The organism is Mediterraneibacter sp. NSJ-151 (assembly GCF_022487435.1).
In the GTDB taxonomy this organism is placed as follows: Bacteria; Bacillota; Clostridia; order Lachnospirales; family Lachnospiraceae; genus Schaedlerella; species Schaedlerella hominis.
Genome location: NZ_JAKVPP010000008.1, coordinates 57246 through 69714, shown reverse-complemented (window position 1 = coordinate 69714; position 12469 = coordinate 57246). Strand labels below are relative to the sequence as shown.

Annotated in this window: 13 protein-coding genes; all 13 read right to left on the bottom strand. The window is 40.2% G+C overall.

Features of this window, described 5'->3' with window-relative positions:
• Positions 1-11: 11 nt before the first annotated feature.
• Positions 12-440: a 3-hydroxyacyl-ACP dehydratase FabZ gene (gene fabZ / locus LQE94_RS09825; RefSeq protein WP_022075903.1), complete on the bottom strand. Its 429-nt coding sequence runs from the start codon at positions 438-440 to the stop codon at positions 12-14.
• 34 nt (positions 441-474) lie between these two features.
• A complete protein-coding gene (gene accB, locus LQE94_RS09820; RefSeq protein ID WP_240577583.1) occupies positions 475-921 on the bottom strand; it encodes an acetyl-CoA carboxylase biotin carboxyl carrier protein in 447 nt (148 codons plus the stop codon).
• 48 nt (positions 922-969) lie between these two features.
• Positions 970-2208, bottom strand: coding sequence for a beta-ketoacyl-ACP synthase II (gene fabF / locus LQE94_RS09815; RefSeq protein ID WP_118724416.1), 1239 nt, complete (start codon positions 2206-2208; stop codon positions 970-972).
• A gap of 28 nt (positions 2209-2236) precedes the next feature.
• Positions 2237-2977, bottom strand: coding sequence for a 3-oxoacyl-[acyl-carrier-protein] reductase (fabG, locus tag LQE94_RS09810; protein WP_022075900.1), 741 nt, complete (start codon positions 2975-2977; stop codon positions 2237-2239).
• Positions 2978-2991: 14 nt separating this feature from the next.
• Complete coding sequence (gene fabD / locus LQE94_RS09805) at positions 2992-3918, bottom strand: ACP S-malonyltransferase (protein WP_240577582.1); 927 nt, start codon at positions 3916-3918, stop codon at positions 2992-2994.
• Positions 3911-4891, bottom strand: coding sequence for an enoyl-[acyl-carrier-protein] reductase FabK (fabK, locus tag LQE94_RS09800; RefSeq protein WP_276312730.1), 981 nt, complete (start codon positions 4889-4891; stop codon positions 3911-3913). The genes fabD and fabK overlap by 8 nt, the downstream gene beginning before the upstream one ends.
• A gap of 12 nt (positions 4892-4903) precedes the next feature.
• Positions 4904-5131 carry an acyl carrier protein gene (acpP, locus tag LQE94_RS09795; RefSeq protein WP_022075897.1) on the bottom strand — a complete coding sequence of 76 codons (228 nt, stop codon included), beginning with the start codon at positions 5129-5131 and terminating at the stop codon, positions 4904-4906.
• A gap of 58 nt (positions 5132-5189) precedes the next feature.
• Positions 5190-6155, bottom strand: a complete 966-nt coding sequence (locus tag LQE94_RS09790) for a beta-ketoacyl-ACP synthase III (RefSeq protein ID WP_240577580.1) — start codon at positions 6153-6155, stop codon at positions 5190-5192.
• Positions 6156-6477: 322 nt separating this feature from the next.
• Entirely contained in the window at positions 6478-7398 is a 921-nt protein-coding gene (gene tsf / locus LQE94_RS09785; protein ID WP_240577579.1) for a translation elongation factor Ts, read from the bottom strand.
• Between the two features lie 173 nt (positions 7399-7571).
• Positions 7572-8318 (bottom strand): 30S ribosomal protein S2, encoded by a 747-nt coding sequence (rpsB, locus tag LQE94_RS09780; protein WP_022075894.1) that lies wholly within the window; start codon positions 8316-8318, stop codon positions 7572-7574.
• A 283-nt stretch (positions 8319-8601) separates the two neighbouring features.
• Entirely contained in the window at positions 8602-9771 is a 1170-nt protein-coding gene (locus LQE94_RS09775; RefSeq protein WP_240577578.1) for a coiled-coil domain-containing protein, read from the bottom strand.
• A 192-nt stretch (positions 9772-9963) separates the two neighbouring features.
• Positions 9964-11217, bottom strand: coding sequence for a S41 family peptidase (locus LQE94_RS09770; protein ID WP_240577577.1), 1254 nt, complete (start codon positions 11215-11217; stop codon positions 9964-9966).
• A gap of 15 nt (positions 11218-11232) precedes the next feature.
• A complete protein-coding gene (locus LQE94_RS09765) occupies positions 11233-12405 on the bottom strand; it encodes a murein hydrolase activator EnvC family protein (RefSeq protein ID WP_240577576.1) in 1173 nt (390 codons plus the stop codon).
• Positions 12406-12469: the final 64 nt, after the last annotated feature.

Sequence of the window (12469 nt, the reverse complement as noted above, 5' to 3'; positions counted from 1 at the left end):
ACTTCAACACCTTATCCAATCATAAATGTCAATTCTGCTTTTACTGCAACTTTTCCATCAACAGTCGCAATTGCTTCTCCAATACCTACCGGTCCTTTTTGTTTAATAATTTTTGTTTCCAGACGAAGCTTGTCTCCCGGAACGACCTTTCTTTTAAAACGGCATTTATCAATTCCTCCAAAGAACGCAATCTTCCCTTTATTTTCTTCCTGCGAAAGAATTGCAACTGCTCCGGTCTGCGCCAGTGCTTCTACGATCAAAACACCTGGCATTACCGGCTGCTGTGGAAAATGTCCTTTAAAAAAATCTTCACGAAATGTTACGCATTTATATCCGACAGCATATTCCCCCGGTACATAATCTTCAATATAATCCACTAATAAAAATGGATGTCGATGAGGAATGATTTCCTCAATCTGTTTTACATCTAAATGATTCATCTACATTTCCTCCATCTGCCATTTATCAAGACCTCTACTCAACGCAAAATAACGGCTGTCCATATTCTACCGCATCTCCATTTTCCACATAAATTTCGACTATTTTTCCATCAAAATCGCTTTCAATATCATTCATCAGCTTCATTGCCTCAACAATCGCAACGACCTGTCCTTTTTTTACCGTATCCCCAACACTTACAAATGCAGGTGCATCTTCGGCAGGGGCTGCATAGAATGTTCCAACCAGTGGAGATTTAATGATTTTTCCTTCTGGTTCTACTTTCTTCTCTTGCTGTCCTGTTGTTACTGTGTCTTCCTTTAAAATAATCGGTTCTGCATTTTTTTCTGTTGTATTTGTCCCTAATACAACTTTTTTCCCTGCCTTCATTGAAATCTTTGTGTCTCCATTTTCATAATGAAAAGAAGACAATTCTGAAGCAGAGACATGATCTATTAATTCTATAATCTGTTCAAAATCCATGTTTATCCCCTTACATATCACTCTGTATACACTATATGAAATGAATTTTTATGCTTCATATTTTTTAATCAATATACTTCCATTATGCCCGCCAAATCCAAGTGAATTACTCATTGCATATGTAATTTCCTGTTCTGCCGGTGCTCCAACCATATAATTCAAATCAAGTTCCTCATCCACTTCTTGAGTTCCGACTGTCTGGTGGATAAATCCGTCTAAAATAGATTTTACACAGACAATAAATTCTACTGCTCCTGCTGCTCCGAGCAAATGTCCAATCATAGACTTTGTAGAATTGATTTTTAAATTTGATGCTGCATCACCAAAAGCTACTTTCACTGCACGTGTTTCAAACAAATCATTATGGTGTGTACTTGTACCATGTGCATTGACGTATTCAATCTGTTCCGGCTTTACATCTGCCTCTTTCATTGCATCCACCATAGCCCTTGCTGCACCGCTTCCATCTTCTGCCGGTGATGTAATGTGGAAAGCATCTGCTGTGGCACCGTATCCTACAACTTCTGCAAGAATTTGTGCACCTCTTGAAACTGCATGCTCTAATTCCTCCAGAACTACAATTCCTGCACCTTCGCCCATAACAAATCCGTCCCTGTCTTTATCAAATGGAATTGATGCTCTCATTGGATCATTGCTTTCTGACAATGCCGTCAGGCTGGTAAATCCAGCTACCCCAATTGGACAAATGGAACTTTCTGTTCCTCCTGCCAACATCACATCCGCATCGCCATACTGGATTGCACGAAATGCATCACCAATACAGTGTGTACCTGTCGCACATGCTGTTGCTACATTTGTACATTTTCCACGTGCACCTACAGCGATAGATACATTTCCTGCTGCCATATTTGTAATCATTTTAGGAACGATTAACGGGTCCACTCTCGATGGTCCTTTTGTCAGGATTTTCTCCACCCCGGCTTCTGCTGCCTGCAGGCTTCCCACTCCGGAGCCAACGATTACGCCGACACGAAACGGATCTTCTTTTTCCATATCAAGACCTGCATCTTTTACAGCTTCCATTGCTGCTACAACTGCATATTGCGAGAACAATTCCATTCTCTTTGCTGTTCTAAATCCAAGGATATCTTTTCCCGAAAAATCTTTTACTTCCGCAGCTATTTTTACTTTGTAATCTGTTGTATCAAATCGTGTGATTTCACTGATTCCAACATGTCCTGCTTTGATGCCACTCCAAAAAGATTCTACATCATTTCCAATTGGTGTAATCGCACCAAGCCCTGTTACTACTACTCTTCTTTTCATAATGCCTCCATCTATTGTTCGTACTCTTCTACATTGCCATTCCGCCATCTACACACAGCACTTGCCCTGTAATATATCCGGCTTCCTCAGATGCCAGAAATGCTACTGCTTTTGCTACGTCTTCCGGTCGTCCAAATGTTCCCATTGGAATCTGTGTCTTCGTTAATTCTTTTACTTTTTCAGAAAGTACCGCTGTCATATCTGTCTGAATAAATCCCGGCGCAATTGCATTGACTGTAATATGTCTGGATGCAAGCTCTTTTGCCGCAGATTTTGTCATGCCGATAATTCCTGCTTTTGATGCCGCGTAATTTACCTGTCCTGCATTTCCGTGTAAAGCAACTACCGATGCAAGATTGATGATTCTTCCTGATTTCTGCTTTAACATTGGACGTGCCACATGATGAATACAGTGGAACGTTCCTTTCAGATTGATATCGACTACCTCAGAAAAATCAGCCTCGCTCATACGCATCAGCAGACCGTCTTTTGTAATTCCGGCATTATTTACAAGAATGTCAATCCTTCCATAAGTTGATACAATATCCTCTATAAATGTCTTGCATGCCTCGAAATCAGCCACATTACACTGATAAATCACTCCATCTCCACCCTCATTTTGGATTGTTCTCAACGCTTCCTCTGCTTTTTCTTTTGAACCATTGTAATTTATAACAACAAAAATGCCCTGTCTTGCAAGTTCTAAGGCAATTGCTTTTCCTATTCCTCTAGATGCTCCTGTTACAATTGCAATTTTCTTTTCTGACATAGTCTGTAACCTCTCTATTTTCTACTACATTCTTGTACAACTTTCTCGATATCCGCTACCGTCTGTACATTGTATACTTTTGCATTACGATTAATTTTTCTCATAAACCCTGCAAGTGTTTTTCCTGGTCCGATTTCTATAAAAGTATCCACACCTTCTGCTATCATCGCTTCTACACTTTGCTGCCATTTTACAGGTGATGAAATCTGTTTTGCCAGAAGACTTCTGATTTTCTGCTGTTCCTTTACAAATTCTGCTGTTACATTTGTAACGTACGGGATTTGTAATTCAGAAATTGTCACTTTTTCTAATACATCTGCAAGTTTCTCACCCGCTTCTTCAAGCATTGCTGAATGAAATGGTCCGCTTACATTTAACGGAACTACCCTTTTTGCCCCTGCTTCCTGCAATTTTTTGCTGGCTTCTTCTACGGATTCTTTTTTTCCTGTGATTACAATTTGTCCCGGACAGTTATAATTCGCTACACTAACATCCGAAATTGCGTCGACTACTTCATCAATTTCTTCCGCTGTCATACCAAGAACCGCTGCCATTGCTCCTTGCCCCGCCGGAACTGCCTGCTCCATAAGGATTCCTCGTTTTCTTACAGTCGTAATCGCATCTTTCACGCTGATTGCCCCAGCTGTTGCAATAGCACAATACTCTCCAAGACTTAACCCTGCCGAAATATCCGGTTCAATTCCTTTATTTCGTAATACATCTGCCATCGCCAGACAAGTAGTTACTAATGCAGGCTGCGAATACTCTGTCAGATCCAGCTTATCATTTTCCTCAAAGCAAAGTGCTTTTATATCCAGGTCAAGCCATTCGCATGCACTGTCAAATATTTCTTTTACGTTATCAAATGTTTCATAGAAATCTTTACCCATGCCCACTTTTTGTGCTCCCTGGCCTGGAAAAATAAATGCAAGTTTATTCATGGATTTTCGTTCCTTTCAATAAATATTCTGCCTCATTGTTTAACTTTTGGATAAGCTGTGCACAGGTCATTTTTTCTTTTACCATACCGGCACTCTGACCTGCCATTACGCTTCCTGTCGTAACGTCTCCTTCAACAACAGCTTTTCTAAGACCACCCAGTGTCATTAATTCCAGTTCTTCAAAAGATGCTCCTGCTGCTTCTTTCTTTAAGTATTCTCTTGTCATCTGATTGCGAAGTGCACGCACCGGATGACCTGTTGTTCTTCCTGTAACCTTAGTATCGATGTCTTTTGCTTTCAGAATACGCTCTTTATAATTTTCATGAACCTGTGACTCTTCTGTAACAACAAAATAAGTTCCTACCTGAACAGCTTTCGCACCTAGCATAAATGCTGCCGCTACACCGCGACCGTCTGCTATTCCACCTGCTGCAATAACTGGAATGGAAACTGCATCCGCTACCTGTGGAACAAGCACCATCGTTGTAGATTCTCCGATATGACCTCCGGCTTCACAGCCTTCACAAACAACAGCATCTGCTCCACATCGTTCCATACGGACTGCCTGCGCTACGGAAGCAACCACCGGAATCACCTTCACACCAGCTGCTTTCCACATCTCCATATATTTTTCCGGATTTCCTGCACCTGTTGTAACAACCTGTACGCCTTCTTCAACGATTACTTTTGCAACTTCATCGGCATTTGGATTGAGCAACATAATATTTACTCCAAATGGTTTATCTGTCAGTTTCTTTGCCTCTCTTACCTGCTCGCGTACCCAGTCTGCCGGTGCACTAGATGCACCGATAATGCCAAGTCCGCCTGCCTCAGATACTGCTGCGGCAAGGTGATATTCTGCCACCCATGCCATTCCGCCTTGAATGATTGGATATTCAATTCCAAGTAATTCGGTAACTTCCGTTTTCATATAATTAATTGCCTCCCGTATGTCTGCGCTCTTACTTTGCATCAATCAAATTTTCTATGCCTGCAATTTTTCTACTTCTTTTTCGATATCTCCAAGTGTCTTAATATTTTCTAATTCTTCTGTCTCGATTTTTACGTCGAACTCTTCTTCGATTGCCATTACCATTTCAAACAGATCAAGTGAATCTGCTTCCAAATCCTCTTTAAATCTTGTCTCTGCTGTCAATGAATCTACATCTACTCCTAATGAATCTGCTACGATTTCTTTAATTCTTTCCATCATGATTTTAATCTCCTTTTTATTTCCATTTTGTTTTAAATTTGATAGTCTTATTTATCTACTACCACTGGATCAGGCTTGCTCCATATGACAGTCCTGCTCCAAATCCTGCAAGAACAAGATAGGTTCCTCTTTTTAGTCTTCCGCTTCGATTCAACTCATCCAATAGAATCGGGATACTGGCCGATGACGTGTTTCCATATTCTTCCATATTTGTTGGGAAATATTTTATGTCCACTTTCATTCGTTTTGAAACAGATTGCACAATCCGCTTATTGGCCTGATGTAAGATAAATTGGGAAATATCCTCTACGTTTTTCTCTTCTTGTTTTAGCAGTTCTCCAATTGCCTCCGGTACTTTCGATACCGCAAATTTGAATACTTCACGTCCATCCATCTGGATAAATGTTTCTTCTGCACAAGGCTGACTTTCATATTGTTTTTGATTGCGGCAGTCAACCTTTAAAACTTCTCCATCACATCCTATAGACTGTGTATACTGTGCGTATCTTCCTTCTTCTGATGCCTCTAACACAACTGCACCGGCTCCATCACCAAACAAGATACATGTACCTCTGTCTTTCCAATTCACCAGATTTGATAAGCTCTCTGTACCAATTACCAAGATTTTAGAATAAATTCCCTGTTTGATGTAAGCTTGCGCGGTATTCAGTGCAAATAAGAATCCTGTACATGCTGCATTCAGATCAAAACACGTAGCGCGTTTTGCCTCTATCATTGCCTGTACTTCACATGATGTACTCGGCATAATCCTTCCGGGCGAAATCGTTGCAACTAAGATCAAGTCAATCTCTTGTGCTGAGACATTGGCATCTTCCAGTGCCCTCTTTGCTGCTTCTGCTGCCATATATGCAGTTGTTTCATTTTTTCCTGCTATGTGGCGTCTCGCCACACCAGTACGTTCCTGTATCCACTCATCACTGGTATCAACCAATTGAGTTAAGGCTTGGTTATCCCACACTTCTTTTGGAATATAGGAACCTGTTCCGCTTATTCTTCCTACCATAGTCCTCTTCCTGTTGCCGGTCATAATTATCTGATTAGCTCATTTATTAACAGCAACTTCTTTCCGCCATTTATTTTTGTTTTAAAATATTTTGACTATCAAATTATATCATTATAAAAGTATTTGTCAATATGTTTTTGTGATATTTATGAAATTTAATAATCGCTATCCGTGTGTCTAGCACAAGCACTCTTAGCTCGATTCCGCTTCGCTTCATCTCGCTATCCGTGCGTCGCACGATAAATATAAAAAAGAACCCTCGCTCACAAGTAAACTTGTGTCGAGGGTTCTTTTTTATATTTACCTTGCTTGTGCTAAACGCTTACATTCCAGCCTGAGCTGCAACTTCTGCTGCGAAGTCGTCAACTTTTTTCTCAATACCTTCACCTGTCTCGAAACGAACGAATTTCTTAACTGTTACGTTAGCATTGTTCTCTTTAGCTACTTTTTCTACATATTTAGCAACTGTCAGATCACTATCCTGAACGTATACCTGGTCAAGCAGGCAGATTTCTTTCATTTCTTTGTTAAGACGTCCAATGATCATCTTCTCAATGATGTTAGCTGGTTTCTCTGGATTCTCTTTCTGAGCCTGAGCAAGAAGGATTTCTTTCTCGTGATTCATGAAGTCTTCAGATACCTCTGCACGTGATACATATGTTGGAGACATAGCTGCAACCTGCATTGCTACGTTTCTTAAGCAAGCTTTGATGTCATCGTTAATAACATCTGTATCAGCTTCAACTAAAACACCAATACGTCCGCCACCGTGGATATAAGATACTACACATCCGTCTGTTACAACTTTCTCAAATCTTCTGATGTTCAGATTTTCTCCGATTACAGCGATTTTCTCAACAAGAGCTTCTTTTACTGTCTTTGTTGTATCAGCTTCCCAAGCCTCAGCCATGAATGCATCCATATCTGCTGCATCTGAATCTGCTACCTGATTAGCTACTGCCTCAACAAATGCCTGGAAATCAGCATTCTTAGCAACGAAGTCTGTCTCAGAGTTAACTTCTACGATAGAAGCTACTTTATCATCTTTTACTACAGCTTTAACAATACCTTCTGCTGCAATTCTTCCTGCTTTTTTCTCAGCTTTAGCCTGTCCGTTCTTTCTCAGGTATTCTACTGCTGCATCCATATCACCATTTGTCTCACCAAGAGCTTTTTTGCAGTCCATCATTCCTGCTCCTGTCATCTCTCTTAATTCTTTTACCATGCTTGCTGTAATTGCCATGATCTTATCCTCCATTTTTATACTTTTTAAGGAATACTAATTCTTTAGTTTCCATTATTACATATGTTTGTCCATATAGTAAACCCACTTTTGCAAATTTTTTCTATATGAAACAATTCGGGAATGAAAAAATGCTTCAGCCTGATTAATCAGGCTGAAGCATTCGAGTCATCTTACTCTTCTACAGCCTCTTCAGCTACTGCTTCCTCAGCATCTTCATAATATGCTTCTTCTGCTGCTCCCTGGTTTGCTTCGATAACTGCATCAGCCATCTTAGAAACGATCAGTTTTACAGCTCTGATTGCATCATCATTACCTGGAATAACGTAATCCAGTTCTTCTGGATCACAGTTTGTATCAGCGATACCGATCAATGGAATTCCCAATGTGTGTGCTTCCTGTACGCAGATTCTTTCTTTCTTAGGATCTACGATAAAGATAGCGTCTGGGATTCTCTTCATCTCTTTGATTCCGCCAAGGTTTTTCTCAAGTTTAGCCCACTCTTTTTTCAGCTCAATAACTTCTTTCTTTGGCAGTACATCGAATGTTCCGTCTTCTGACATTGTCTCGATGTCTTTGAGTCTCTTAATACGGCTCTGGATTGTCTTGAAGTTTGTAAGCATACCTCCAAGCCATCTCTCATTTACATAGTACATTCCACAACGCTCTGCTTCTGTTTTGATAGCATCCTGAGCCTGTTTCTTTGTTCCTACGAAAAGTACTGTACCACCATTAGCTGCGATATCAGCAATTGCCTGATATGCATCGTCAACCATTCCTACTGATTTCTGCAGGTCGATGATATAGATACCATTTCTCTCTGTGTAGATGTATGGAGCCATCTTAGGGTTCCATCTTCTTGTCTGATGTCCAAAATGAACACCTGCTTCTAAAAGCTGTTTCATTGAAATAACGCTCATGTTACTTTCCTCCATTTGGTTTTAGTCTTCCGCATGTTTATCTTTATTCCCCAAGACCATCTCACATTTCGTGAAATTAGGCACCAGAAAGGGCAATCCACATGCGTGTTTTTTCGCAACGATAATAGTTTAGCATAAACACTTATGAATTGCAAGGCTTTTTTCACTTACTACTATTAGGAGATTTTTCAAGAAAAGAAATCCCTTAAAACACTCTGTGTTTCAAGGGATTTCTTCTTACTTTTAATCTTTTATCATTCGTAATTTATATAAGTAATTATCTTTAGTAACGAACGTAAATCATACCGCCCTGAACAGGTCCTACAATAACGCCAACGCCTTCTGTTGCTGCATGAATCATCTGTCCACCACCGATATAAATACCACAATGGTTTGCATTAACGCAAACATCTCCCGGCTGTGGATCACTTACCTGTGTCCATCCAAGGAATGTATATGTAGTTCCAAGTCTTGTATAACTTCCTGTCAGACAGTAGCTTACGAATCCTGAACAGTCAAATGCTCCCGGTGAGCAAGCTCCCCATACATATGCTGCTCCAAGCTGGCTGTATGCACGGCTTACAACTGAACCTCCATCAACTGATGGTGCTGCCGGTGTTGGTGCCGGTGCTGGTGTAGGTACCGGTGTTGGCGTAGGTGTTGGTGCCGGTGTGACATTTGTTGTACCACCTGTATTTGTCGTACCACCCGTATTTGTTGTTCCGCTATTATTTGTAGTATTGCTTGCAACGGTTGTGTTTGATGCTGCGTTATTCTGTGCTGCTTTTTCTGCAGCTTTCTGCTCAGCTGCTGCTTTTTCTGCGGCTGCTTTCTCCAATGCAACTCTCGCTGCTTCCTGAATCATGCTGTCCAGATTGCTAATTTCCGCACTCTTGCTTTCAATTGTTGTATTCAGCTCATCAGACTGTGCCTGATATTCACCTTCCAGGTTCTGAAGTTTTGCCTGATCTTCTTCCAGACCACTCTTCAAGTCCGTTACCTGCTGTACTGTATTCTGGTATTCCTGCAACTGTGCTCTGTCATATGAATGCACTTTCTGTACATATTCAGCCTGAGTCAGAACTTCCGCGATACTTCCTGATGAGAGGATGCGTTCCATTGCTGAACCATCACCTTCTTCATACATGTATTTAATACGGAGTTTCAAATCTTCATACTGCTGCTGTTCTTTCTGCTGAGCCGCTTCCAGATCAACTTCTGCCTGCGAAATCTGCTGACCTTTCTCAATCAACTGTGTCTCAAGATCATTCATCTTTGTCATCAATGAATTTAACTGCTCCTGCAAAGAACTTACTTCATTCTGCTTTTCAGCTTTCTCTGCTTCCAACGAAGACTGTTCTTCACTCTTTGGTGCTGCAAATACCGGAGTAGCCACCATTGAACAAGATAAAACAACTGCCAGTATTAAGCCTTGTACCTTCTTAAACTTCATCTTACCACCTATTCCTTATTTTATACTTTTATTCCCCTTCAAAATTATAATCCACTGTTCTCCGAACTGTTTCCGTCAAACATTTCAATTCTGGGAATTTTTTCATTTTCTTTATCATACTTTAATAAGTATAATACATCAGTGTCGATTATGCAATAGTTTTTAACAATTCCGTAACATTTGTTTTAATTATTATTTTTCACTCTGCATTTTCTGCTGAACTACTTCCATTGCTTTGTCCAACTGATTATCAGCAGTCGGATCATTTTCGTCTGCCTGATATTCAACTTCTACATCCGGAGTTACGCCTTTCTTATTAATGCTGCGTCCATTCGGTGTAAAATACTCTGCAATTGTAATTTTCATAGCTGTTCCATCGCCAAGATCAAGAATCTGTTGTACAACTCCTTTTCCGTATGTTGTAACTCCGACAATGTCCCCAATTCCATAATCTTGTATTGCTCCTGAAAAGATTTCTGATGCACTTGCACTATATTGATTTACAAGCACTGCTAATGGTTTTGTAAACTCGTGACTTCCGTCAGATTTATACTCTTCAACATTTCCTGCTTTGTCTTTCACAGATACGATTGTGCCTTTTGGAAGAAGCAATTTTAACATATCTGTTACGGTATCCAGATTTCCTCCTGGATTACTTCTCAGATCAATAATCAAGCCTTTCATTCCCTGACCGTCCAGATCATTCAAGGCAGTCTCAAACTGCGAAAGTGTTACTTCGTCAAATTCACTGACTGCAATATAACCAACCTGATTCTCTTTCATTTCATACACAACTGTCGGAGTTTCAAGTTGTTTTCTTGTTGCCTTAAGTTCCAGTTGTTGTCCGCCACGCACAACATGAAGTGTTACATCTGTACCTTCTTCTCCTCGGATCCAGCTCACCACCTCATCGAGGGACTGATCGGATATTGTATGGTCATCTACTTGGTAAATCACATCTCCTTCTTTTAATCCGGCCTCTTCTGCAGGTGAATCTTTATATACTTTAGAAATCACAACTTCATTACTGGTTGTATTCTGCAACAAAGCTGCTCCGATACCCGTATACGTTCCACTTACACTTTCCTGTAAAGCATCTGTTTCTTCTTCATTGTAATACACTGTATATTTATCACCCAAGGCATTTACATATCCTGCATAAATCCCCTGTTCCAAAGCATCCTGGTCAATCTCATCTTCATACAAATAATATTTATCAATAATTGCCTGTATTATCTGCAGTTTATTTTCTACCTGTTTTTTCTCTGATGAGGAAAATATATGTATACCTGATACAATTGCCGTACAAAAAATTCCGACTCCCACAGCCAAACATAACGTAACTGCCGCTCCGCAAAGAACGCCTTTCCAGAATTTTTTCTTTTCTCGCTTTTGTTCTTGTTCAATCTTTTCTTCTAGTTCTGTTTTTTCCTCTAATGGATTCATTATTCATATACCTCATTACAGATAATTCTGTGGATTTACTGCTGAACCATTCAATTCCACCTGGAAATGCAAATGAGCTCCAAATGAATTACCTGTGTTTCCTACATATCCAATCTGTTGTCCTGCTGATACTGTCTGTCCCGCTGATACGCATAATGCAGAGTGATGCATATATTTTGTAACAAGACCATTTCCATGATTGATAACAACCCAGTTTCCTGCACTATTGCTCCATCCTGCAATCACTACAGTTCCCGATGCTGCTGCATATGTCGGTGTTCCCTCGCCTGCCGCAAGATCAAGTCCCTTGTGAAAAGCTCCATCAAAATCACGATAGCCAAAAGTACTTGATACATATGCACCTGGGCACGGATTTACAAATTGACCATTTCCCACCACTGTATTACTTGAACTTGGTGGAACATAAGTACTTCCGCCACTATTTGAATTACTATTTGTACTCTGAGCCGGTTTTTGTGCAGCAGCTGCGGCTGCTGCTGCGGCGGCTGCAGCTTCTTCCTGTTTTCTCTTTTCTTCTTCTGCCTGAGCAATCAACGCTTTCAACGTAGAAGCGTTCTCTCCAATCTGCTTTTCCAAATCTGCAAGCTCCACATTTGTATTATTCAGCATTGTCTGAACTTCTTCTTGCTTACTGATCAACTCATTCTGTAATACTTCCAACTCTGAATATTCTGTCTGTAATGCTGCTTCTTTTTCTTCAACATCTTTTACGATTGTCTGAAACTGATTTAGCATATCCCTGTCATAATTTGAAATTTGTGAAATGTATTCTGCTTTATTTAAAAAATCTCCAATATTCTCACTTTCAATCAAAATTTCAATTAACTGCGTATTGCCATTCTCATACATGAATTTAATGCGTTTTTTCATGCTATCATACTGATTATTTTCGTCAACCTTGGCATTTACCAGTTCCGTCTCCGCTGTCTCAATTTCTGACTGTTTAGCTGTCAGTTTTTCCTGTGCTTTTTCCATGTCTTCTACAATTCCAGACAGCTGTTCCGTGAGAGAATTCTTTTCTGCCTCTGTAGAGTTTTTTTGTGACTGTAGCTGGTCGGCTTTCTTCTGTGCCTCTTCAATGGTTGTCGCATGTACATTCACAGTCATCCCCATACTCATAGTCAGTGCCAAGGCCCCACTAATTACGCGCTTTGTTTTTCTTTTCATATTTTCACCCATATTATTAGTGTACGATACCTATGGCATCGTACACCTTCATAAACTCTATGTA